This window comes from Streptococcus parasanguinis (genome assembly GCF_001074805.1).
GTDB classification, from domain to species: Bacteria; Bacillota; Bacilli; order Lactobacillales; family Streptococcaceae; genus Streptococcus; species Streptococcus parasanguinis_A.
In genome coordinates this window covers 1-23,841 of the sequence record NZ_JUPI01000085.1, presented here as the reverse complement: position 1 = coordinate 23,841, position 23,841 = coordinate 1, and the positions used below count along the sequence as shown (strand labels likewise).

Below are 23,841 nucleotides of genomic sequence, written 5' to 3'. Positions count from 1 at the left end.
CTTTACCCTTCAAGGTAGTATCGGTGCGGGGATTATCTTCTATGTCATCGGTTACCAAAGAGGAAAAAAACATCAAGAAAAATAATTTAGTTTAGTAAGTATTTGTATGGGAGGAAACTATGTTTGTAATTGATCGCTATGCGTATAATAACCGTTGGACTGCAGTTCCAGAACTGCATAAGTTCAGTTTGTATATTTTGTTAATGATTATTTCTTTCTCTGGTTTCCTCCCCTTACAAATTCTACTAATTGTTATCGTGGTCCCCTTGACGTGTTATATTGCTAGACTTCCTATTTTAAAATACTTGAGCTGGTTTCGCTATCCGTCTATTTTCATTTTATTAAGTATGGCGACCTTTGTCATTAGCTATGGTGAAAATAGTCATCAGTTTTTAATGGCCATTCCAGTTGGAAGTCATGGCTATTTAGGAGTTTTTCATTCTTCTGCCAAACAAGTTGGACCGATTGTTATGAGAATTTACTGTTCTTTAATTTCAACCTATTTTATGGCTTTAACCATTCCCTTTAACCAGATGATGAAGCTTTGTAAAACCCTTCATTTGCCGGCTATCTTAATGGAATTAATCGTTCTTATGTATCGCTTTATCTTTCTAGTATTAATCGAATTTTTAACCATTCGAGATACCTTAGATTTGAAGTTTTCATTTGTAAATAAGAAAAAAAGTTATCTTGGCTGGGGAAGATTAGCCAATACCTTATTTGTCAAATTATTGGCAGATAATCAGCGCTTAAATGATGTCTTAACCCTGAAATTTGCTCAAGCTAAAGAAATTGATGAAGAGGAATAAAAATATGTTAAAATTAGAGAATATTACAGTTTTATTTGATGATTTGAAAGCTGTGGACCATGTGAATATGGAATTCATGGAAGGAAAGATTACTGGAATTATTGGAACCAACGGTTCCGGGAAATCTACCCTGATGAAGGTCATGACCAAACTGCTCAAGCCCCAAGAAGGCAGTGTGAGTTTAGATAATCAGGTCATTCAAGATAAGAAGAAAGCTTTGTTTGCTTACCGGCAAGAAGTCAATATGGTCTTTCAAAATCCGGAGCAGCAATTGTTTTATACCATTGCCAAAGATGATATTGGCATGGCATTAGAGAATTTAGGATACTCCAAAGAGGAGTGTGAGAAACGGGTTCAAGAAGCCATTGAACTGATGGACATCGAAGAGTTGCAGGATCGACCGGTGCAATATTTGAGTTACGGCCAAAAGAAAAAAGTAGCCATTGCGGGGATGTTAGCTCTCAAACCACGTTTTCTATTGTTAGACGAGCCGACTGCTGGATTGGATCCTAAAGGGCGGGACCAAATGGCCATGATTATGAAAAAACTAGTTTCCAATGGAACCAGCATTATTGTTACCAGCCACGACATGGATCTCATGTATGACTGTTGTGACTATGCCTACCTCATCAAAAAAGGCAAGATTATGACCCAAGGAACAAAATATGAAGTATTCCAGGAAGAAAAATTGTTGTTAGATGCTGGACTTTCTGTGCCATGGATTGTCAAACTTCATCAGGCAATCCAGACACCCCTTGTTGAAGATGAAGAGATTCTATTTGAGCAATTGAAAGAAGGATATCTATGGCAAAATCGTTAATGATTCAGGGAACAGCTTCAGATGCTGGTAAAAGCTTAATTGCTGCGGGCTTGTGTCGTATTTTAAAACAAGATGGTTACACGGTTGTTCCCTTTAAATCCCAAAATATGGCTTTAAATTCTTTTATCACCAAAAAAGGATTTGAGATGGGGAGAGCTCAGGTCGTACAAGCAGAAGCCGCAGGTATTGATCCAGATGTTCGCATGAATCCTGTCCTACTGAAACCAACTTCGGATCGTAAATCCCAAGTTGTTTTTATGGGCAAAGTCCTTAAAGATATGGATGCGGTGGATTATCATGAATTTAAGCAGGAGTTACTGCCTAAAATCAAAGAAGTCTATCAAGAACTAGACCAGGAATACGACGCCATTATCCTAGAAGGTGCGGGTAGTCCAGCAGAAATCAACTTAAACGAACGAGATATCGTCAATATGGGAATGGCGCGTTTGGTCGATGCGCCTGTCATTTTAGTAGCGGACATTGACAAGGGAGGAGTATTTGCCTCTATTTATGGTACAATCGAATTAATGCCAGAAGAGGATCGTAAACGGATCAAAGGGGTTTTGATCAACAAATTTAGGGGGGATGTAGCCCTGCTTCAATCAGGTATTGATATGATTGAAGAGCTCACTCAAGTACCGGTATTAGGAGTTGTCCCATATGCAGACATTGACATTGATAGCGAAGATAGTGTCGCTTTAAGCAGTAAAGGACGCAGCTTTAATCAGGAAAAAGATCTGGATGTGGCTATTATTACCTTGAAACGGATCTCTAACTTCACCGATTTTCATAGTTTGGAAATTCAACCAGACGTTTCGGTTCGTTATGTCATGCCAGGGGATGCAATTGGAAATCCAGATCTCTTGATTCTACCTGGAAGTAAAAATACCATCGAAGATATGCAAGTTCTCCAAGATTCAGAGATTGTTGATCAAATCCGTCAGTGCGCTGATCAGGGCATTCGCATTTTTGGAATTTGTGGGGGCTTCCAACTTTTAGGAAAGAAAATTTCAGATCCAAACCATGTCGAATCAGAATTGGATGAAATTGAAGGGCTAGGGCTTCTGGATATCGCAACGCAGATGCAGGGAACAAAACGGACAACTCAAGTCCAGGCAGAACACGAAGGACAAATTCTGGAAGGTTACGAAATCCATATGGGAGAAACAGAGATATCAGATAGCTTGACACCATTTTCTCGTATCATTCTTCAAAATGGTGAGGAAACAAGCAGATATGATGGAGCTGTTTCACCGGACAAACGAATTCAAGGGACCTATCTCCATGGTGTCTTTGATAACTCTCAATGGACGCGCGATTATTTGAACCAAATTCGAATTGAAAAGGGCTTGGAACCTATCACAGATCAGGCGATTGATCTCAAAGAATTCAAGGATTTGCAATATGATAAGCTGGCAGCAATTATTCGTGATGCAGTCGATATGAAAAAGATATACCAGATTATGAACGGAGAAGAGCTTTAATGAGAATTTACACAAAGTATGGGGATAAAGGGTTTACCCGTCTATATGGTGGGGATCGTGTATCCAAAACACATATTCGTGTGGAAGCATACGGGACCATGGATGAATTGTGCTCTCAAGTTGGCTACCTGGTATCTGAAATGAAGGAATACAAAGAATTAGATGATATCAGAGAAGAATGTGAGGAGATTCAGCAACATTTATTTGACTGTGGAAGCGATCTTGCTACTCCTAGAGAATTGAGACCATACAAACAAAAGGAATCAGATATTACCTTCCTAGAAGAAAAAATGGATGCTTATATGCACATTCCAGAAAAGATTGATCGCTTCATTATTCCTGGCGGCCATCGGATCGCCAGTCTCTGTCATGTTGCTCGTACTATGACCCGTCGATTGGAGCGAAAAATGGTTGCTGTCATTGAAGCAGATGAAATGGTCAATGAAGTCGGCTTGATCTATATCAATCGCTTGTCAGATTACTTCTTTGTCATAGCTCGCTTGGTTAACCATCGCCTAGAAGTCAAAGATACAGTCTATAAACGAAGTGCTAAGATTTTTAGAGAAAGAAAAGAGGGAGAATAGTCATGTATCCTGTCATGATGAATATCCAAAATAAACCAGTCGTCATTATTGGTGGAGGAAAAGTAGCAGCCCGCAAGATTAAGACTTTGTTGTCAGAAGGGGCCAAGGTTACAGTCATTAGTCCTGAAATCAATGAAGTGATTCCTAAATCGCAGGTTGAATGGATTCAAAGAAGCTACCAAACTGGGGATTTGGAAGGGGCAAAATTGGTATTTGCCTGCACAGATAACCAGGAAGTCAATAAAAAAGTGATGGAAGAGGCGCACCCTAGTCAGTTCGTCAATAATACTGGGGATAAGAAAAATTCCGATTTTTATAATGTGGCTATTGCTTCAAATAAGGAACTTTCCGTCATGATCTCTACAAACGGCTTATCGCCATCGCGCTCAAAAGAAGTCAGAAAAAAGATCGAACAACTTTTAGATCAATTGTAAGAACGGGGCGGACAGAATGTATTTATTATATCTTGGTGTAACCCATCGTGTGGCACCATTATCCATTTTAGAGCGGGTTCATTTTTCTGATGAAGAAAAAAAAGAAGCTCTACTCAAATTAAAAGAGGAAAAAAGTATTCTGGAAGATGTCATCCTGTCAACCTGTAACCGGACAGAGTTGTATCTGGTTGTTGACCAACTGCATACCGGTCGCTATTATTCCAAGCATTTTTTGGCAGATTGGTTTCAGATTGACATCGAGGAACTAGAGCCTTATCTTACCTTTAAAGAAGGCAATGAGGCTTTAGAACATTTATTTAGAGTATCCATTGGTTTAGATTCCAAGATTGTAGGTGAAACACAAGTTCTCGGTCAATTAAAGCAAGCCTTTTTGAGCGCCCAAGAAACTGGTACGACAGGAATCGTCCTCAATCAAGCTTTTAGGCAAGCAGTTACCTTTGCTAAAAGAATGCACGATGTTTACCGGATCAATGCCCGGCCCATGTCCATCGGTTTGACCTCTTTACAAATGTTGGATAAGGAAGACCTTGATTATGAGAATACAAAAATCGTGGTCATCGGATTAGGGGAAATTGGCCAATTGGTGACCAAGTATGTTCTACAACGTCCTTTTCAGTCTATCCGCTTGGTCAATCGCACCCTTTCCAAGGCCAACCCTTATTTAACAGAAGATCGTATTCAGGCTTATTCTTGGGATGATTTAGAAGAAGCCGTGAAAGATGCGGATATCATTTTCACTGCTATCAAGTCTGAAGGCTATATTCTCTATCCGCATATGGTGAAAGCAGGAGCAATTGTTTTCGACTTGTGTTTGCCACGGACCTGCCATCCAAATTCGTCTATTACCATTCACAATATTGAAAATATCACCAGTGAATTGCAAGCTTTTTTTGAGGAAAGAAATGAGATTGCTAAGAGTATCGAAGCAGAGATTTCCAGTGAACTGGTGAGCTTTGAAGAGTGGAAGCAGCAGTTAGGCATTATTCCCCTGATTCAAGAGATTCGAGAAAAGGCGATTCAGGCTCAGCAGTCAGCTATGGAAAGCTTATTACGCAAACTTCCAGATCTTACTGATCGAGAAAAGAAACAAATCTCGAAGCATATGAAGAGCATCATCAATCAGATCTTGAAGGAGCCTTTGTTGCAATTAAAAGAAATGTCTGTGGGTGAAAATTCGGAATATGATATTGCCTTGATAGCTAAAATTTTCGATCTTCATAGCGGAAAGGGAGTAAACCATGAGAAGCATTAAAGTTGGAACAAGAAAAAGCCAGTTGGCCATGACCCAGACCAAAATGGTGGTAGAGCGTTTAAAAGAATGCCATCCTGAGGTTGACTTTGAATTGGTCCCTTATAAAACTCAGGGAGATCGTTTACTACATGTATCTCTTCAAACCATTGGGGGAAAAGGCGTTTTTGTAAAGGAAATTGAACAGGCTCTCTTGAATAAAGACATTGATATAGCGATCCATAGTTTAAAAGATGTTCCTTCTATTCTTGTGGATGGCTGTACCATTGGAGCCATACCGGAGAGAGAAGATGTCAGAGACTGTCTGATCTATAGAGAAGAAGGTATGACTCTTGAAACTCTTCCGCAAGGGGCAGTTGTAGGGACCAGTAGTATTCGTCGCCAGGTGCAACTACAAAGTTTAAGAAGCGATCTTCAATTTAAACCCTTACGAGGCAATATTGATTCTAGAATTCGGAAATTACAAGAAGGCGAATGCGATGCTATCGTGCTAGCCGTTGCTGGCTTGAAACGGATTGGTTATTTGGACCAATCTCCATCTTTGAATATAGAATTTCTAGATCCACACGAATTCATTCCTGCAGTTTCGCAAGGGGCATTAGCCGTTGAATGCCGGGAAGATGATGAGGAAGTCCTGGAAATATTGGCTTCTATCCATGATAAAGAAGTAGAAAACTGCATCCAATTGGAAAGAAGTTTCTTAAGCTTGATGAATGCGGATTGTACCTTCCCAGTTGGAGCTCATGCTCAATTCAGGGATGGTCACTATTATTTAGAAGCTATGCTAGCAGATGCCAAAGACCGTTGCCTGCATGTAGCTCTCGCGTCTGAGGATGGAAGCGACCTTCCCAAACGTGCTCTGGAGCAATTAATGGAAGAAGGAGCCTTAACAGACAAATGGTGGGAAGCTTAATTATTTTTACAAGGGAACAGAAACCTTCTGTCGAATTACAAACCCTATTGGAGCAGAACCAAGTAAGATGGATGCATGCACCATTGATTTGCACGCAAGGCAATCCGATTCCACCAATACTGGATGACAAACTGGACAAAGCTGATTGGGTCTTCTTTACCAGTGCCAATACCGTCCAATTATTTCTTCCCTATTTGAAACCTGATCTAAAGATTGCGTCGATTGGAAGCCAGACTAGTAAGCTATTAAAAGAACATGATATTGATGTCACTTTTGAGTCTAGTAGCCAGTATGGAGTTGATTTTATCAAGGAGTGGGCAAGCCGATACGGGGATCATCAAGCTATTTTGTTCCCACACAGTGATTTTGCTAATCCAACCTATCCAAAAATGTTACAAGAATTGGGGCATGATGTTTATGCTTGGCCCCTCTATCAAACTGTTGCCAATCAAGAGGGAATCGCTAAAATAAGAGAGCTTCTATCCTTAAAAGAACCATGTGTATGGACCTTTGCTAGTCCATCAGCCTGGGATGTTTTTTATCAAGAAGGGCTTTCTTTGCCAAAACATCACCAAATTGGGGTGATTGGAGAGACTACAGCAAAAGCTGTTTTAGATTGTGGTGTTTCCGTAAACTATATTCCTTCAAGTCCATCAATGGTGAAATTGGTTGAGCTGATCATAAAGGAGATTAAAGAACATGAATTTTAAAAGACATCGTAGACTAAGAAAAAATCCTCTCATGAGAGATTTGGTAAGAGAAACGACTTTAAGTGTCAATGACTTTATTCAACCACTCTTTGTAAAGGAGAATCTAGAGCAAAAAGAAGAAGTGGCTTCCATGCCAGGAGTCTTTCAATTTGCCTTAGCAGATCTTCTAGAAGAAGTCGAATCCTGTGTACAACTCGGGATTAAATCTTTTATAATTTTTGGAATTCCAGCTCTTAAAGATGAAGTTGGTTCAGAAGCTTCTAATCCGGATGGAATTGTTCAAAAAGCCCTTCGCTTGATCAAGCAACACTATCCAGATCTCATTCTTGTAGCAGATACCTGTCTCTGTGAATTTACGAATCATGGTCATTGTGGCATTCTAGATGGTGAAACGGTTGTGAACGATCTTTCTTTGGAACGCTTAGTCCAAGTAGCGATTAGTCAAGCTGAAGCGGGAGCAGATATCATTGCACCGTCCAATGCCATGGATGGATATGTTGCAGCGATTCGAGAAGGCTTAGACAAGTCTGGCTTTGACATGGTACCGATTATGTCTTATTCGGTTAAATTTGCTTCTAGTTTTTATGGACCATTTCGTGATGCTGGTGAGAGTGCTCCGGCATTTGGTGATAGAAAAACCTATCAGATGGATCCAGCAAACCGTTTAGAAGCTCTGCGGGAGGCTCAAAGTGATGAAGAAGAAGGAGCAGATTTCCTCATGGTAAAACCAGCTCTTGCCTTCTTAGATGTCTTGAGAGATTTACGAAATCAAAGTGATCTCCCACTTGTGGCATACAATGTCAGCGGGGAATACAGTATGGTGAAGGCTGCTGCTGCCCAAGGTTGGATTGATGAGAGAGCAGTGGTCCTGGAAAGTCTCATCGGAATGAAGCGAGCAGGAGCGGATTTAATCATATCTTATTTTGCCAAGGATGTAGCAGGATATTTGAAAGGTTAGGATGAAAGATGAAACGAACACAATCAAATGATTACTTCAAGGAAGCAGAATCCATTTTCCCAGGTGGTGTCAATAGCCCTGTACGAGCTTTTAAGGCAGTCGGTGGCAATCCTCTCTTTATAGACCATGCTCAAGGAGCTTATCTCTATGATGTAGATGGGAATCAATTTGTGGATTACGTGCTCTCTTGGGGACCTATGATTTTAGGTCATGCTCCTAAAGATGTTCTTGAAAAAGTACAAGATGCCCTATGGGAAGGTACTAGTTATGGTGCACCGAGTCCACGTGAAATCAAACTAGGCAAGCTTATTAAAGAACGTCTCCCTTTTGTAGAGAGAATTCGAATGGTCAATTCTGGTACAGAGGCAACCATGAGTGCCATCCGTTTAGCGCGTGGGATTACTAAAAGACCAAAAGTAGTGAAATTTATTGGTTGCTACCATGGACATAGTGATTCTTTCTTGGTACAAGCTGGCTCTGGTGTAGCAAGCTTTGGTATTGCAGATTCAGCAGGTGTGATTCCTGAGGTGGCGCGTGAGACCATTGCCCTTCCTTATAACGATCTAGAGGCTTTACGGACCTGCTTTGAAGAACACGGTGCAGAAATTGCCTGTGTGATCGTAGAAGCTGTTGCCGGCAATATGGGATTGATTCCTGGCCACCAAGAATTTATAGAGGAGATTCGCCGTCTCACAACAGGAGCAGGTTCACTCTTTATCATGGATGAAGTCATGACTGGTTTTCGGGCTCATTACCAAGGGGCAGTGGGCTTGTATCAAGTCGATCCAGATTTGATCTGTCTAGGAAAAGTCATTGGTGGTGGATTCCCAGTTGCTGCTTTTGGCGGGAAAGCTCAGTACATGAATCAAATTGCTCCTTTAGGAGATATTTATCAAGCAGGAACTCTATCAGGGAATCCAATTGCCATGGCAGCGGGCTATGAAAACTTGCGCCTATTAACCAAGGAAGTCTTTGAACAAACGGTTGAAAAGACAGACTATCTCTGTCAGGGGCTTCGCCAGTTGGCAGAAAAACATGGAGTGGCCCTTCAAGTAATCTCTGTTGGAACCATGTTTGGTTTTTTCTTCTCAGAAAAACCAGTTTTGAATTTTGAAGATTCCAAAGAAGCAGATCATCAGCTTTTTGCCAAGGTTCACGGCTTGCTTTTAGAAGAAGGTGTTTATATTGCACCATCTCAGTATGAAAGCAACTTCTTATCCAGTGCCCATTCCTTTGAAGATCTGGACCGTACTTTAGCTGCATTTGACAAAGTCTTTAGCCAGTTGTCATGAAAGGAAGATTATGGGGAAGATTGTTTTAGTCACGGGTGGTGCTCGTAGTGGCAAATCCTCCTTCGCTGAATCCAAACTTTTGCAGAAGGAAGGGGTTTGTTACATCGCAACTGGTCTCGTGATGAAAGAGGATCCAGAGTGGCAGGAACGGGTCAAGCTCCATCAACAAAGACGACCACAAAGCTGGGATACGCTCGAGCAATACCGGGACTTAGCGACTTGGATTGCACAAGACGAACACGGTGATTACTTAGTAGACTGTGCGACCATGTTGACGACCAATCGGCTCTTTGATTTGGTCAATGAGTGGTATCCCGAGAAAAGCTACTTATCAGATGAGCAGTTTTTAAGTAAAGCCGAACAAGCCCGAATTTTGGAAGCCATGGAAGCCGAGTGGTCTCAGATTCTTTCTGCTATGAAGAAACGCGAAGCTACTTTTTGGATTGTCACCAATGAAGTGGGTCTGGGTATTGTTCCGGACACGCGTCTAGGACGTTACTTTAGAGATCTTCAAGGTCGGGTCAATCAATTGATTGCAAAGGAGGCAAGTGAAGTCTACTTAGTTATTTGTGGACTAGCACAGCAGTTAAAATGATTTCAGCACTGATTATCTATACACAATTTTTTAGTCGGATTGTGATTCCAAAAGCGGTTGATCTCTCCTATGTGCGAAAAGGAGTTCCCATTTTAACGCTCTTTGGTCTCTTATTAGGACTCATTTCCTCCTTATTTTTTGTTTTGACATCTTTGGTACTTCCTGACACCATTGCCTGGATTTTGACCTTGTTCTTTGATGTTCTTTTAACGGGAGGCTTCCATTTAGATGGCCTTGCTGATACAGCTGATGGCTTATTCTCTTCTCGTTCCAAAGAACGGATGTTGGAAATCATGAAAGACAGCCGTATCGGTAGTAACGGTGTCTTGGCCTTAATTTTCTATTACGGCTTCATGATCGCCATGGGACCTTATCTTCCCCAGCCCAAGTGGCTGATTGTCGCTTCTTTATCAATGATTGGAAAGGTTGGTTTGACCATTCAGCTCTACAAGATGCGCTATGCAAGGGAATCTGGTGGCTCTGGAAATTTCTTTTCCGGAACCAAGACGAGTTCGATCCTCTTAGCTCAGATTGTCCCACTGACTGTTCTTATTGCTGGTTTTTGGCTAAAAGGGCTTCTTGCTTATAGCTTGGTCATTCTTGGGACTCTTGCCTTTCGTTGGTTCGTTTACCAAAAGATTGATGGGGAGACAGGGGATACCTTGGGAGCATCAGTAGAAGTAGCCCAGATATTATTTTTGTTAGGAATGATCATATGACAGTAAAAAAGTGGTACCTGATTCGCCATGGAGAAACAGACTTTAATAAAAAACGATTTTTCTATGGAAAAGCGGATGTCTCCATCAATGAGACGGGAAAAGAACAAGCAGCCCTCCTTCATCAATTGATGAAAGGAAAAAGCATTTCGCGGGTTTATACTAGTCAGCTCAAAAGAACGCAAGAAACAGCAGCCATCATTTTCCCAGATCAGAAACCAACGGCTTATAAAGCCTTGAACGAAAGAGATTTCGGCTTATGGGAGGGAAGGACAGCCAATGAAATTCAAGCGGCCTTTCCCTTGGTTTGGGAAGAATGGCTGGAAAGCCCCTTTGAGGTGACGCCGTCTAAGGCTGAACCCTTTGACAAATTTAAAGAACGGGTCTGGTCGATTGTCGAGGAGATTCGCGAAACAGCGGACCCTGAAATCGTAATTGTAGGGCACTTAGGAGTCTTACGCCTGATTTACCAGTTTTTTGTCAATACGGAAGCTGATTTCTGGTCAATCGATATCCCGCAAGGAACGGCCTTGTTATTAGAGGACAATGATCCTTGGGAAGAAAGACTCATCCAACAAGAAGATGACTTGAATCATTCACAGGACAAGTGATCAAAACACAAAATGATACAGAAAGTAAGACGGTGGTTATTGGGATTGGTTATCTCTTCGTTTTATTTTCTTGCCAATTAAACTATATTAACAGGATGAAGATACAAATGAAAAAATGGAAATTATTTTTAGGAACAGCTTTAGTGAGCGTCGCTCTTCTTGGTTGTGCAAAAACGAATCAACCTTTCTCACCTGAGGAAGCAGAAAAAGCTCAAACAGTCACCATTGGGTACACCCAGTTTCCTACCAATATTGATCCGGCAGATGAGTACAATGGCTGGTTTACTGTTCGTTACGGAGTTGGTGAAACTTTATTTAAAATGGATGATCAGTTAGAACCACAACCTTGGCTAGCTGAAAAAATCGAACAACCCTCTCAATTGGAGTGGAAAATTACCCTTCGCAATGATGTTACTTTCCAAAATGGGGAAAAAATGACAGGGGCTAAGGTAGAGGCCTCTCTGAAACGACTCATTGAAAAGAGTAAACGTGCAGCGGATGACCTTGGAATTGAGAGCATTCATTCAGATGGTCAAACCGTCACCATTAAAACAAAAATCGAACAGCCGATCATGAAGAATCTATTAGCAGAGCCTTATTCTGTTATTGTAGACGTAGATGGGAAGGCTGCCTCTGATAAATCTCCAGTAGGGACAGGTCCATTTCTTATTAAGACCTATACCCCAGAAACAGGAGCTACTCTAGAGGCATATGAAAACTATTGGGGTGGTAAAGCGAAGGTCGCACAGGTTCAGATTAAATATTTCTCTGATCCGACAGCCATTTCTGCTGCCCTTCAATCCAAAGAAGTCGATGCTGTTTATGGGCTACCCTATGCTAATTTAGCAAGCTTTAAGAAGGACAGTCAGTATAAAATTTCTGAAAAAGAAGGTGGCCGTTACTTAAGCTATGTCTACAACTTTGAAAATCCTTATGTAGCTGATGATTCATTCCGTCAAGCTTTGGATACCTTGGTCGACAAGAAAACTTATACAGAATCCCTCTTTAAAGGTGCGGCCGTACCAGCTACTGGACCGATCCCTTCTAGCTCCGATTTTGCCTTAGATAAAAGTGTTCATGAGTTTAATGTAGAAAAAGCTAAGAAACTGTTAGATGAGGCTGGCTACAAGGATACCGATGGCGATGGCTACCGTGAAAAAGATGGAAAGAAAGTCACGATTGAATTGCTCTCCTTTACTCGTTTACCAGAAATGCCGTTAGCCATTGAAGCTTCTCAACAACAATTAAAAGAGGTTGGAATTGAAGCGAAGATTCGTAAGGTGGAAGTGAGTGCTGTCGCAAAGGAGAAAGATTACGCCTTCACGCCTTATGCCGTCGTAGCTGCTCCGATTGGCGATCCATATGCTTACTTTAACTCAGCTGTCAAAACTGGGGGAGTAGGAAATGTCGGTCATTATAGCAATGCGGAAGCAGATAAGAAAATTGAAGCCCTTGCGACCGAAACAGATCAGAAAAAACGGATCCAATTGAGTAAGGACATTCAATCCATTGTGGATAAGGATCATGGATATACGATCATTGGATTTTATAAAGTTGCTATCGTCATGGACAAATCCATCTCTCATTTGGAATCCCATCCAACAGATTATTATCATGTAACCAACAAACTCTCGAAGGAGTAAAGCTATGTTGCAACTGACGAATGTCACGGTTTCTTCCCCGTCAAAGGTTATTTTAGATCAACTTTCTCTAACCGTTTCGGCAGGTGAAGCAGTCGGAATCGTCGGAGAAAGCGGAAGTGGCAAAACAACAATTTTAAAACTGCTTTTGGGTCTTCCCTTGAATGACTTAGTCTTTACCCAAGGCAGGATTTCTTATAGGGATCAGGCCATCAGCCCACAAAAGAAGCGGGTTTCTTATCCATTTGTGGGGACAGAACTGGCCTGGATTACCCAACAGTCCAGTCTCGGTTTTAACAACAACCGTAAAATCAAGCACCATTACGAGGATCTCGTCAAGAGTCATGGCTCTCAAGTAGAAAAGATGAGATCGTTAGAGGAATGCCTCCAGATAGTTGGCTTAGATCCAGCACAGGTTCCATCAAAGTACCCTTTTGAACTCAGTGGAGGTATGATGCAACGAGTGGCCATTGCTTTGGCCTTAGCCAGTCATCCTAAATTGCTCTTGGCAGATGAGCCGACCAGTGCCCTTGATGTTCTCTCCAAGGAATCGTTTATTCAAACCTTGATTGAATTGCTAAGGACCGAAGAATCTAGCCTCTTATTTGTTACTCATGATATGAGTGTCGCCAAAAGGTTGGCAGATAGGATCTTGGTTATGAAGGAGGGGAAGATTGTGGAAGAAGGAAGTCGCGACCAAATTTTCCAAAATCCGCAACATCCCTACACCCAGAAGTTACTAAGGGCTATTCCAAAATTAAAATTGTAGCAGGAGTTACCAAATGACCTATTTACTCGAATGTAAAGATCTCACTCATCATTATAATGATCCGCTTCATCATCAGGCTGGTGTTTTTGATGTCTCCTTTACGCTAGAAAAAGGGCATCGGCTTGGTTTGGTTGGAGAATCCGGTTCGGGTAAAAGCACCATTGCCAAAATTCTGAGTCGACTCCTGAATATGCAAAAGGGTAGTATTCAGTTCTTGGGGCAATCGCTGACGACTTATACAGACTTTGAGTTTTACAAAAAGGTGCAATATATTTCTCAACAGCCCCAAGAAGCCTTTCATCCCAAAAGGACCTTACAAGCAAGTTTAGAAGAAGTTTGTCAGAATTTTAAGATTTGTAAGACTAAGAAGGAGATGGAAGAGCAGATTCACCAACTCTTGGAAAGGGTTGGCTTGCATCCGGATCTGGCGCAGCAGTTTCCCCACCAATTAAGTGGCGGAGAATGTCAACGGATGGCTATAGCCAGAGCTCTCTTGGTCCAGCCTGACTTATTGATTTGTGATGAGATCACCAGTGCCTTAGACGTGACTGTCCAAGAGGGAGTGATGGACCTTCTACAAGAGATTCAGAATAGCTCCCAAACATCTTTTCTCTTTATTTCACACGATATTGCTCTAGTCAGCCAATTTTGTGATGAAATCATGGTACTAAAAGATGGAAAAATTCAAGAGAAAGGGGTGATGTCAGACGTTTTGCGAAATCCTCAATCGGACTACACCAAAATGTTGATGAAACCATATCAGGAAGAAGGAAGGGAGCCATGATAAGATATTTCATCAAATTACTGTTTCAAATGGTTTTGATTCTGCTCTGTGTCAGCTTTCTTTCATTTTTACTCGTTTATTTGGCAAAAGGGGATCCTGCAGAAAGTATCCTAAATGCGCAAGGAATTCCTTATACCAAAGAACTACTAGAGATAAAAAGGGCTGAGATGGGCTTAAATGATAGTTTTATTTTGCAATATCTGAGATGGTTAGGAAACATCCTCCAAGGGAATTTCGGGATCAGCTATCGTACAGGAGCCCCAGTTTGGGATCAATTGGTCTTTTACTTTCCAAATACGATCTATCTAGGGATCTATATCTTGTTAGCAACGCTTGCCATTTCCCTTCCTCTCGCGATATATGCAGCCTATCATATCGGTAGTCGACTGGATCGATGTATAATGACGGTTTGCGCATTTTTAAATGCCATTCCTAGTTTTGTCATTGGAATTCTCTTAATGCTTGTCTTTTCGGTCAAGCTTGGCTGGTTTCCTATTCAGTCAACCGCAAATGAATGGGGCTTAATTTTACCGATTTCTACCATGGCCCTGACCATGTCTACGCGCTATATTCCTCAATTAAGAACGGCTATCATAGATGAGCTGCAGTCACCAGCAGTAGAAGGTGCCAGAGGACGTGGCATACCGGAAGGTCGCATTCTATATAAGGATGTCTTGTATAATACCCTTCCCTTTTTGTTGACATTGGTGAGTTTGTCACTGGGTTCTCTGTTAGGAGGTGTTGCTATCATAGAGTATTTATTCTCTTGGCCAGGAATTGGAAAAATGCTGATTGCAGTTGTGGTCAATCGGGATTATCCTCTGGTCCAAGGTGCTGTTCTGGTGATTACACTTGGGGTATTGCTTGTCAATTTTACCACCCAAGCCTTGATCACATGGCTAAATCCGAAGGCCCGTCTATCGCAACCAACCCCCTTCTTTCTTTTTAAAAAAGAGGTCATTCCTAAAGGAAATGGAGGGGCTAAGTGATGAAAAAAGTTAGTCACCGCAACCTCTATCTCTTGGCTGGCTGCCTTCTCTTGGTTCTAGTAGTTTCTTGTCTTTCACCCATCTTTTTAGGAGACAGCATCACTAAGGTCCATTTAGAAAATGCCCTCCAAGCACCCAATAGTCAAGAATGGTTTGGTACAGATGCCGTAGGCCGGTCTGTATTTGCTCGAACTCTGAGTGGTGGAGTACAAACCATTGTACCTGCAGTCGGGATCCTCCTCTTGGTTACCCTTGTTGGTTCCTTGATTGGGGTGACCAGTGCCTTGATAGGCGGGAAGTTGGATCGTGCTATTTTCTTGTTCATTACGGCTTTTCAGTCCTTGCCATCCATCGTCTTAGTGATTGCTATTGTGAGCCTGTTAGGAGTGGGCTTGCAACAAACGGTCATAGCCATTGGCTTAACGGCTTGGACTAAGTATGCCTATATCACGCGGTCGCTGACCTTGCGTTTAAAAAATGAATTCTATATTCAGTCAGCAAAAATGTATGGAAATAGTTTTTGGAAGACCATCAAACATTACTATGTTCCTAGTCTATTTCCACAAATTGTCACCACCATGATCTTTAATGTTTCAACGATCATCATGGAGATTGCCGGCCTCAGTTTTGTTGGACTAGGCGCGCAAGCACCGTCTCCAGAATGGGGAGCCATGATGAATGATGGTCGCACCTATATCCAGGAGGCTCCCTGGATCGTCGCTTTTCCTTGCATCTTCTTAATCGGGGTCATTTTATTGATTACAAAATTTGGAGATGCCTTACATACTAGTGTTAATAAAAATAATCAATCATGAGGTTTTTATAATGAAGAAATTTTGGAAATTAGCTGTTACTAGTTTAGCAGTTTTGTGTTTAGCTGCCTGCCAGCAGAATGGCAAGTCTGCAGACAGTAGTGGTGAAAAAGATAAAATCACGCTTGCTTGGGGAGAAGACTTCGGAGATGTCAATCCTCACGTATATAATCCAGATCAATTTGTTATTCAAGATTTGGTTTATGAAGGGCTTGTTCGTTACGGAGACAATGGGAAAATTGAGCCAGCCTTAGCTGAGAGCTGGAAAGTCAGTGAAGATGGAAAAACCTATACCTTCAATTTGAGAAAAGCGAAATTCTCAGATGGCTCTGATTTCAACGCAGCCAATGTGAAGCGGAATTTCGATACGATCTTCTCAAAAGAAAACAAAGGAAACCATGAATGGTTTAACTTCACCAATGTTTTGGATAGTTACAAAGTTGTTGATGATCACACCTTTGAAATTACCCTTAAAGAACCATACAGTGCCACACTTTACGATCTTTCTATGATTCGTCCAATTCGTTTCTTAGCAGATGCCAGTTTCCCAGATGGTGACGATACAACTAAAAATAAAATTAAATCTTCTATCGGTACCGGTCAATGGGTGGTCAAAGATAAAAAATCTAACGAATACATTACCTTTGCACGGAACGAAAACTACTGGGGTGAAAAACCAAAACTAAAAGAAGTTACTATCAAGATTATTCCAGATGCCCAAACACGTGCTTTAGAATTTGAATCTGGTAAAGTAGATTTGCTGTATGGAAATGGTGTTATTGGTTTAAATACCTTCGCTCAATACAAAAAGGATAAGAAATATACAACGGATGTTTCTCAGCCGATGTCCTCTCGCTTGTTGCTCTTAAATGCCAAACAAGAAGTCTTCCAAGATAAGAATGTTCGCAAGGCGATCAACCACGCGGTTAATAAAAAAGAAATCGCAGAGAAATTGTTCATGGGGGCAGAAACTCCTGCCGACACCATCTTCTCTAAATCAACTCCTCACTCAGATGCTGGCATAACACCATATAAATTTGATAACAAAGAAGCAGAAAAAATGTTAGATGCTGCTGGTTGGAAGAAAGGTTCTGATGGAATCCGTGCCAAAGATGGCAAGAAGATGGAATTGAATTTCCCTTACATTTCTACAAAAGCAACGGATAAAGACCTAGCTGAATATTTCCAAGGCGAATTGAAAAAAATTGGTGTCGAAGTCAAATTGACTGCTATGGAAGAAGACGATTATTGGGAAAATGCAAAAACAGGAAACTTTGATATGATGCTCACCTTCTCTTGGGGAGCACCATGGGATCCTCACGCATGGATGACAGCTTTGACAGCTGATTCTGCTCATGGTCACCCAGAAAATGTTTCCCTTGAAGCTCTTCCAATCAAGAAGGAATTGGATGAAACTATTAAACAAACCTTGACAGAAGCTGACGAAGAAAAAGTAGATGCAGGCTATAAGAAGGCCTTGACCTTGCTCCATGAAGAAGCGGTTTATATCCCATTGACTTATCAATCAGTTATCTCTGTTTATCGTACAGGTGAGTTGAAAAATGTTCGTTTCGCTCCAGAAGAAAATGCCCTTCCACTTCGCTACATTGAAAAAGTGAACAAATAAGGACAAAATCTTGATGAAGGAAACAATGTGGCCTCATTCAAAGTGATCATCCTTTCATTTTGTTAGGGGATTTCCGGTTTAAAGGATCTCTGAGGATCTTTTAAACCGGATCACATTGTTTTAGGATCTAACTATTATATGATATGAAAGCTATTTTTAAAAAAATTCTGAGTTTTATAAGTGGTTTACTTGTTATCTCCATTATCACCTTTATCCTAACCAAATTTACGTCGCAGGATCCAGCAGAGAACTATCTTCGAATCCGGCATTTGCCGATAACTCCAGCGGCTCTTGAAAATGCTAGAACCTATTTGGGCTTGGATAAATCCTGGATTGAACAGTATCTTTCTTGGTTGATAAAGGTTCTTCATTTGGACTTTGGAACGTCTTATTTACTGAAGGAATCAGTTGTCAGTTTGATTGCTAGTCGGTTCTTATCCACTTTTTATTTAGGAGTGACTTCCTTTATTCTGATTATTATCGTTTCTATTCCAATTGGGGTTATCAGTGGCTTGAAGACCAATTCCTTCTTTGACAAATGCGTGCGCTTCCTTGGCTTTACCTCGGTATCCATGCCTGCCTTCTGGTTGGGTTACATGTTGATTTTTATTTTTTCTGTGAAATTAGGCTTATTGCCTGTATCTGGTAAAAATGAACCTCTCAGCATCGTCTTACCAAGCATCACCTTAAGCTTTTCGCTGATTGGCCAATATATTGCCTTGGTGAGAAAGGCTGTATCGACCCAGTTGGAGAGTCCACATGTTGAAAATGCGCGCATGAGAGGGGTTAAACTACGCTATCTTTTACCCAATCATGTTCTTCGGAATGCTTTGCCATCTATTGCGACTGGTTTAAGCCTAACCTTTGTCTATTTGATGACGGGTTCCTTGATTGTTGAAGAAGTCTTCTCCTGGAATGGATTAGGCAGTTTGTTTGTAGAGGCGATTCGATCGATCGATACTCCCTTAATTCAGGGATGTATGATGTTATTTGGCTTGCTATTCTTATTGAATAATGGCATGACACAAGCTGTCAACCACTGGATTGACCCACGAGTAAGGAAGAGAGGTAATGAATCATGAAAAAAAGTGTGATGTTTTCTATTTTCATATTAGGTCTCTTGGTTTTCCTTGCTTTGTTTGCCTCCTTTATAGCGCCTTATGATCCGCAATATGTAGATGTTTCTAATAAGCTCTTAAGTCCAAGTCCCCAACATCTTTTAGGGACAGACCAATTGGGAAGAGATGTTTTTTCGAGACTCTTATATGGTGCACGCTATTCCTTATTCTTAGCCGTCGCAATTAGTGTCTTAGAAGTAGTGACCGGCTTTATCGTAGGTTTGGTTGTAGGTTGGTATCAAGGAAAAATGGAAGGTGCCTTTCTTTGGCTGACCAATGTCTTGATGGCTTTTCCAAGTTTTCTTCTCTCCCTAGCTACCGTTGGAATCCTAGGACAAGGGATGAGCAATATGATCATTGCCATAGTCATTATCGAATGGATCTACTATGCAAGGATTGTGACAAACCTGGTCATTTCTACCAAACAAGAGCCCTATGTGATCAGTTCCCAGATCATGGGAATGGGGTCCTTTCATATCCTCAAAAACCATATTTTGCCGTTTATCTACAAACCAGTACTGGTGATTCTTCTCATGAACATCGGGAATATCATTCTGATGATTTCTGGTTTTTCTTTCTTAGGAATTGGAGTCCAACCCAATGTTTCGGAGTGGGGCTTAATGTTGCATGATGCGCGGGCTTACTTCCGAGTGGCGCCTTGGATGATGATCGCACCAGGCTTAGCTATCTTTTTAACCGTCATTTCCTTTAACCTATTTGGTGAATATATCGAAGAGAAAGGAGAGAAGAATGGAATCATTCATCATTAAAGATCTTTCTCTTGTCGATCAGGAGGAGTCTCGTCTGGATCGGGTTTCTTTTACCCATCCCTTAGGCCAATCCCTGCTAGTGGTGGGAGAAAGTGGATCTGGAAAAACGCTCTTAACTAAGGCTTTAATAGGAATTATCCCTCGGAACATGAAACAGACCGGATCGATTCATTATGGGGATCTCCATCTAGATTCTTTTTCAGACAAAGACTGGAACGCCTTTAGAGGGCAAAAGATCGCCTACTTGGTTCAAAATCCCATGTCCATGTTTAATCCCTTTCAAACGATTTGGACGCATTTCTATGAGACCATAAAAAGTCACTCAACTCTTTCCAAAAGTGAATGCCGCAAGAAAGCTCTTGACGTTTTAGAAAAGGTTCGAATCGCAAATCCGGAATCAGTTCTCCAGCAATATTCCTTTGAACTAAGTGGAGGCATGCTCCAACGGATTATGTTAGGCATTATCTTATGTCTAGATCCAGAAACGATTATACTGGACGAACCAACCTCAGCGGTCGATCATGTGAACCGTGAGATGATCCTAAGCTTGATCAGAGACGTACTGGCTCATCATAAGACGGTTATTACCGTTACCCATGACTATTATTTGGCGAGGGAACTCGGGGGCAATATGTTGGTCTTGGAGAAGGGAAAAGTCGTTGAATTTGGAAAAACCGAGGATCTTTTGACAGCTCCAAAAGAAAGCTATACCAAGGAATTATTCTTAGAACAAGATTTGAAGCAGGTGATCAGAAATAATGCTGGAATGTAAAGATATTACGGTCAACTATCAAGGTAAAACTGTATTAGACCATTGCAATCTATCCATCAAAAAAGGTGAAATTGTTGGAATTATGGGAGAAAGTGGGAGTGGCAAGTCCACGCTGGCAAGAGTCATCTTAGGAATTGAAAAGCCAACTCAAGGACAGGTTCTCTTAGATGGCAAAACCTATTCCATCAAAGAGGATGGCGTTCGCATCTTAGTCGTTTTCCAAGATTCCTTTCACGCAGTCAATCCACGATTTACTGTGAGAGAAATCTTGCTAGAAGCTCTTCCCAAAGATTTTCCGATGGAGCAGGTCGACACTGTTTTAAAAGAGGTAGGTTTACCATCAGAAGTACTAGAAAAAAGAGCAAGAGAATTAAGTGGTGGCCAGTTGCAAAGAGTTTGCATTGCCAGAACCTTGCTCCTAAACCCAGATGTCATTATTTTTGATGAATCTCTCAGTGGTTTGGATCCCAAAACCCAGGTACAGATTTTACAATTGCTTTATAAGATTCATGGTAAGTATCAGAATACCTTTATCTTCATCGCCCACGATGAGCAATTGTGTCGAGCCATTTGTGATCGCATTCTGATCTTAGAAAATGGCCAATTTACCCGTGAAATTCAGGATCTATCGGAAGCGACCTGATCTTCCAATGAAACAAGAAGCAATAAAAAGGAGAAAAATGTGAAACAAACATTTGAAACACGTAAATTATATTTTGGATTTCCTGTATTTTTCTTAGGATACAAGGATGATGCGCATGGATATAATATTTCGACCTCTAGTTCAGCCTATACTCTCGGTAGTATGATGGTGGTCGCTATGAGAACCAAAGGAAATGCCGTCACAGAAATTAAAAAACACGGATCGTTCACCGTGAATATCCCTACAGAGGAGCTCTTAACAGAGGTTGAAATTGCTGGTTTCAATAGCCGCAAGGACAAGTTTGCTCTTACAGGTCTAGACTATACAATTGGGGAAACAGTAGACGCTCCAATGGTAACGGCTTGTCCAGTTTCCATTGAATGCCAAGTTGTTGAATTTGTAGAATGTGGAGCATTGACCAATATTATCGCTCGTGTAACCCGTCGTGAAGTAGAAGAAGACTTGATTGACGAAGATGGTACCTTCAAGAGCGATACTTTCTCACCGATCAGCTATATTGGAGATGGAGCTGGCCGTTATTATAGAAACTATAAAGATGGTGGCGTTCCAATGGGAAGCATCATCAAGAAAATCAGAGAAAATGAAGAATAGCAGAAAAAGGCTAGGGGACCCCTTAGCCTTTTTACTTTCCAAGCGCCACCTTTCGAAGAAGGGCATTGCGTTTTCGTTCCTCTACCATGCTTAGAAACTCTTGGTAGGCTTTTTCTAGGTCAGCTTGGTATCCTTGTGGGACCTTAAATTCCAACTGATCCAGAAAGACAGGAGCACTGGTCCCTTTATAGATTTCTCCTTGAAAGAAGTAGTGCTTGCTGACAATGTCGATAGAGAGTTGCGAAGAACGCCAGCGTCTCTTGCGCGTGTGTTTGGGTTTCCATCGAAGTTTTAGCTGCTGATCTCGCAAGTACCAGCCCATGATCTCAAGGTTGGCCCTTTGTCCAGTTTTAGGATCCAGATAGTCAGCTGGGATGCTGAAGACCTTGCCCCCACGTTTACTATATAAGAAGGGATGAAAATCGGGAATGAAGTCATAGTCTTTTCTGGAGACAACCGATAGATCATCAGGAGCTCCCACCTCAGAACGGCTCGTATAACGAAAAGGATCAAAGTCTGCCAGGCCTTTTGCTGTTCTTTTCCATTCGAGTTCATAAGCTGTGACTTGGTCTCCAATATTTCGCGTTGTTTTTAAAAAATGGAGGACGTCCTCGTGAGCCTGATAGAGAGCAACGATGTTCTTTAACCGCGCTTCCTCAGAAAATTCGTACAGTTCTCGAGGAAAAGCCAAAACGTAGAGAGTATGCAGAGCTTCAAGAGGGACAGCAGCGATGCTCTCTAAGAGCTCCTGACGGTCGATGAGACTGGCATGGGCAAATAAAAGGCTCTGCCCAGAATCTTGTTCTAGATCAATCACAAACAGTTGCATCTCTCTTTTAAAGAGGAGAATGAAAGTATCCGCTGTTTCCTTCTCAAAACGAACCAACGGAATAGAAGAATAATGGTGGTAGGGTTTTAAGGAAAGATAAGTCCCCAATGTTTCTGTGATATAGTGCATTTTTCTATTGTAACATAAGAAAGGAAGAACTCAAAAAAACCACTCCCGAAAGGGAAGTGGTTCTGTGTTGGTTCTTATTTGAGACCGTATTTTTTGTTGAAACGATCCACACGTCCATCTGCTTGAGTGAACTTTTGACGTCCAGTGTAGAATGGGTGTGAGTCTGATGAAATTTCAACACGGATCAATGGGTAAGTTTCACCTTCGAATTCAACTGTTTCGCTAGAGTACTTAGTTGAACCGCTGAGGAACTTGTAACCAGTAGTAGTGTCCATGAAGACAACGGGGCGATATTCTGGATGGATATCTTTTTTCATTTTGCAATATTTCCTTTCTGCCATGGTCTCTTTCCGAGCCATAGATTGTTACTAAGCTAGTTTACCAAATTTCCAGGATCTTGACAAGTATTTTCACTAATTTTATTTAAAATAATGATCAAAAAAATCACCCTGGCTAAGCCAAGGTGAATCTAATATTATTATTGTTCAGATTGATTTGGATCTTTTGGTGCTTCAACTGGTTGATCAGCTTGTCCTTCAGTGTGTTCGTGTGTTTCTTTTTTGATTTCATCTACAGCAGTTTTTACAGTAGAAGTTGTCACGCGTCCAACAGATTGGGCAAATCCTTTACCAGATTCAGCAAGTTCTTCGAATGTTCCTTTTGTGATTTTACCACCTGACATCGCCAAGAGACCAGTTACAACAATAGCGATTGATGCGATTAAAGCAAGGATCAAACCAAAGCCAATTGAAACGCCATAACCATTGAAGTCAACAGCGTACTTGTTCACACCGAAGACATCGATCAATGTTACGATAGTTGAGAGAGCTCCTGCTACGATAACACCAATTGCAAAACCTTTTGGTAGTGAAGATTTTACATCGTTCAAGCAAGCAAGGACAATCGCAACGACTGCGAAGATAATAACGAACCATCCATCTCCGCGAAGGCCATTCCAGCTGTATGAACCAAAGGCACCAGCATTCAGGCTTGCCCATGGCAAGAAAGAGCTAAGAATCGCTACCGCAGCAGAGATAATGATAAACAAACGATTTTTTTCCATAATAAGTCTCCTTAAAAATTTTATTAGCTTTATTTTACCATAAGAAAGATCAAATGAAAACCCCATGACCAAGATAAAAAGGCTGAGA

At 41.3% G+C, this 23,841-nt stretch carries 27 protein-coding genes and 1 pseudogene; 25 read left to right on the top strand and 3 right to left on the bottom strand.

Going from position 1 to position 23,841, the window contains the following annotated elements; genetic code table 11:
* The 25 genes and pseudogenes from ADI76_RS05925 to ADI76_RS05805 all read left to right on the top strand — a co-directional run.
* A pseudogene (locus ADI76_RS05925) lies at nt 1-85 on the top strand (cobalt ABC transporter substrate-binding protein CbiN); the annotation flags it as partial.
* Between the two features lie 34 nt (nt 86-119).
* Nucleotides 120-809, top strand: coding sequence for a CbiQ family ECF transporter T component (locus ADI76_RS05920; RefSeq protein WP_049515108.1), 690 nt, complete (start codon nt 120-122; stop codon nt 807-809).
* Between the two features lie 4 nt (nt 810-813).
* Nucleotides 814-1,629 carry an energy-coupling factor ABC transporter ATP-binding protein gene (locus tag ADI76_RS05915; protein WP_049515107.1) on the top strand — a complete coding sequence of 272 codons (816 nt, stop codon included), beginning with the start codon at nt 814-816 and terminating at the stop codon, nt 1,627-1,629.
* Nucleotides 1,614-3,113, top strand: coding sequence for a cobyric acid synthase (locus tag ADI76_RS05910; RefSeq protein WP_049515106.1), 1,500 nt, complete (start codon nt 1,614-1,616; stop codon nt 3,111-3,113). Before ADI76_RS05915 ends, ADI76_RS05910 begins: the two co-directional genes overlap by 16 nt.
* Nucleotides 3,113-3,697 (top strand): cob(I)yrinic acid a,c-diamide adenosyltransferase, encoded by a 585-nt coding sequence (locus tag ADI76_RS05905; protein ID WP_006596220.1) that lies wholly within the window; start codon nt 3,113-3,115, stop codon nt 3,695-3,697. Before ADI76_RS05910 ends, ADI76_RS05905 begins: the two co-directional genes overlap by 1 nt.
* A gap of 2 nt (nt 3,698-3,699) precedes the next feature.
* A complete protein-coding gene (locus tag ADI76_RS05900; RefSeq protein WP_009730882.1) occupies nt 3,700-4,131 on the top strand; it encodes a precorrin-2 dehydrogenase/sirohydrochlorin ferrochelatase family protein in 432 nt (143 codons plus the stop codon).
* Between the two features lie 16 nt (nt 4,132-4,147).
* Nucleotides 4,148-5,404 (top strand): glutamyl-tRNA reductase, encoded by a 1,257-nt coding sequence (gene hemA / locus ADI76_RS05895; RefSeq protein WP_049515105.1) that lies wholly within the window; start codon nt 4,148-4,150, stop codon nt 5,402-5,404.
* Nucleotides 5,391-6,314 carry a hydroxymethylbilane synthase gene (gene hemC, locus ADI76_RS05890; RefSeq protein WP_049515104.1) on the top strand — a complete coding sequence of 308 codons (924 nt, stop codon included), beginning with the start codon at nt 5,391-5,393 and terminating at the stop codon, nt 6,312-6,314. The genes hemA and hemC overlap by 14 nt, the downstream gene beginning before the upstream one ends.
* The gene (locus ADI76_RS05885) at nt 6,299-7,024 is read left to right on the top strand and encodes a uroporphyrinogen-III synthase (protein ID WP_049515103.1); all 726 of its coding nucleotides are present in this window, start codon (nt 6,299-6,301) and stop codon (nt 7,022-7,024) included. The genes hemC and ADI76_RS05885 overlap by 16 nt, the downstream gene beginning before the upstream one ends.
* Nucleotides 7,014-7,982, top strand: a complete 969-nt coding sequence (hemB, locus tag ADI76_RS05880) for a porphobilinogen synthase (protein WP_049515102.1) — start codon at nt 7,014-7,016, stop codon at nt 7,980-7,982. Before ADI76_RS05885 ends, hemB begins: the two co-directional genes overlap by 11 nt.
* 8 nt (nt 7,983-7,990) lie before the next feature.
* Complete coding sequence (hemL, locus tag ADI76_RS05875) at nt 7,991-9,274, top strand: glutamate-1-semialdehyde 2,1-aminomutase (protein WP_049515101.1); 1,284 nt, start codon at nt 7,991-7,993, stop codon at nt 9,272-9,274.
* Between the two features lie 10 nt (nt 9,275-9,284).
* A complete protein-coding gene (gene cobU / locus ADI76_RS05870) occupies nt 9,285-9,869 on the top strand; it encodes a bifunctional adenosylcobinamide kinase/adenosylcobinamide-phosphate guanylyltransferase (protein WP_049515100.1) in 585 nt (194 codons plus the stop codon).
* Nucleotides 9,866-10,588, top strand: a complete 723-nt coding sequence (gene cobS / locus ADI76_RS05865; RefSeq protein WP_049515110.1) for an adenosylcobinamide-GDP ribazoletransferase — start codon at nt 9,866-9,868, stop codon at nt 10,586-10,588. The genes cobU and cobS overlap by 4 nt, the downstream gene beginning before the upstream one ends.
* Nucleotides 10,585-11,196 carry a histidine phosphatase family protein gene (locus tag ADI76_RS05860; RefSeq protein WP_049515099.1) on the top strand — a complete coding sequence of 204 codons (612 nt, stop codon included), beginning with the start codon at nt 10,585-10,587 and terminating at the stop codon, nt 11,194-11,196. The genes cobS and ADI76_RS05860 overlap by 4 nt, the downstream gene beginning before the upstream one ends.
* Before the next feature lie 107 nt (nt 11,197-11,303).
* Nucleotides 11,304-12,839 carry an ABC transporter substrate-binding protein gene (locus ADI76_RS05855; protein ID WP_049515098.1) on the top strand — a complete coding sequence of 512 codons (1,536 nt, stop codon included), beginning with the start codon at nt 11,304-11,306 and terminating at the stop codon, nt 12,837-12,839.
* Nucleotides 12,840-12,843: 4 nt separating this feature from the next.
* On the top strand, nt 12,844-13,605 hold the full coding sequence (locus ADI76_RS05850) for an ABC transporter ATP-binding protein (RefSeq protein WP_009730892.1): 762 nt from the start codon (nt 12,844-12,846) through the stop codon (nt 13,603-13,605).
* 13 nt (nt 13,606-13,618) lie between these two features.
* Nucleotides 13,619-14,389, top strand: a complete 771-nt coding sequence (locus ADI76_RS05845) for an ABC transporter ATP-binding protein (protein ID WP_009730893.1) — start codon at nt 13,619-13,621, stop codon at nt 14,387-14,389.
* Nucleotides 14,386-15,378 (top strand): ABC transporter permease, encoded by a 993-nt coding sequence (locus ADI76_RS05840; protein ID WP_009730894.1) that lies wholly within the window; start codon nt 14,386-14,388, stop codon nt 15,376-15,378. Before ADI76_RS05845 ends, ADI76_RS05840 begins: the two co-directional genes overlap by 4 nt.
* The gene (locus tag ADI76_RS05835; protein ID WP_049515097.1) at nt 15,378-16,193 is read left to right on the top strand and encodes an ABC transporter permease; all 816 of its coding nucleotides are present in this window, start codon (nt 15,378-15,380) and stop codon (nt 16,191-16,193) included. Before ADI76_RS05840 ends, ADI76_RS05835 begins: the two co-directional genes overlap by 1 nt.
* Before the next feature lie 10 nt (nt 16,194-16,203).
* The gene (nikA, locus tag ADI76_RS05830; RefSeq protein ID WP_049515096.1) at nt 16,204-17,817 is read left to right on the top strand and encodes a nickel ABC transporter substrate-binding protein; all 1,614 of its coding nucleotides are present in this window, start codon (nt 16,204-16,206) and stop codon (nt 17,815-17,817) included.
* 143 nt (nt 17,818-17,960) lie between these two features.
* Complete coding sequence (locus ADI76_RS05825) at nt 17,961-18,899, top strand: ABC transporter permease (protein ID WP_049515095.1); 939 nt, start codon at nt 17,961-17,963, stop codon at nt 18,897-18,899.
* Nucleotides 18,896-19,705: an ABC transporter permease gene (locus tag ADI76_RS05820; RefSeq protein ID WP_006596236.1), complete on the top strand. Its 810-nt coding sequence runs from the start codon at nt 18,896-18,898 to the stop codon at nt 19,703-19,705. The genes ADI76_RS05825 and ADI76_RS05820 overlap by 4 nt, the downstream gene beginning before the upstream one ends.
* Complete coding sequence (locus tag ADI76_RS05815; protein WP_049515094.1) at nt 19,686-20,477, top strand: ABC transporter ATP-binding protein; 792 nt, start codon at nt 19,686-19,688, stop codon at nt 20,475-20,477. The genes ADI76_RS05820 and ADI76_RS05815 overlap by 20 nt, the downstream gene beginning before the upstream one ends.
* On the top strand, nt 20,464-21,120 hold the full coding sequence (locus tag ADI76_RS05810; RefSeq protein ID WP_049515093.1) for an ABC transporter ATP-binding protein: 657 nt from the start codon (nt 20,464-20,466) through the stop codon (nt 21,118-21,120). Before ADI76_RS05815 ends, ADI76_RS05810 begins: the two co-directional genes overlap by 14 nt.
* Nucleotides 21,121-21,159: 39 nt before the next feature.
* Complete coding sequence (locus tag ADI76_RS05805; protein WP_049515092.1) at nt 21,160-21,732, top strand: flavin reductase family protein; 573 nt, start codon at nt 21,160-21,162, stop codon at nt 21,730-21,732.
* Between the two features lie 31 nt (nt 21,733-21,763).
* Here the strand turns inward: ADI76_RS05805 and ADI76_RS05800 are convergent, their stop codons facing one another.
* The 3 genes from ADI76_RS05800 to ADI76_RS05790 form a co-directional block, all read right to left on the bottom strand.
* Nucleotides 21,764-22,690 (bottom strand): hypothetical protein, encoded by a 927-nt coding sequence (locus ADI76_RS05800; protein ID WP_049515091.1) that lies wholly within the window; start codon nt 22,688-22,690, stop codon nt 21,764-21,766.
* 74 nt (nt 22,691-22,764) lie between these two features.
* A complete protein-coding gene (locus ADI76_RS05795; protein WP_003016441.1) occupies nt 22,765-23,007 on the bottom strand; it encodes a type B 50S ribosomal protein L31 in 243 nt (80 codons plus the stop codon).
* A gap of 161 nt (nt 23,008-23,168) precedes the next feature.
* A complete protein-coding gene (locus ADI76_RS05790) occupies nt 23,169-23,753 on the bottom strand; it encodes a DUF5336 domain-containing protein (RefSeq protein WP_024055689.1) in 585 nt (194 codons plus the stop codon).
* Nucleotides 23,754-23,841 lie beyond the last annotated feature (88 nt).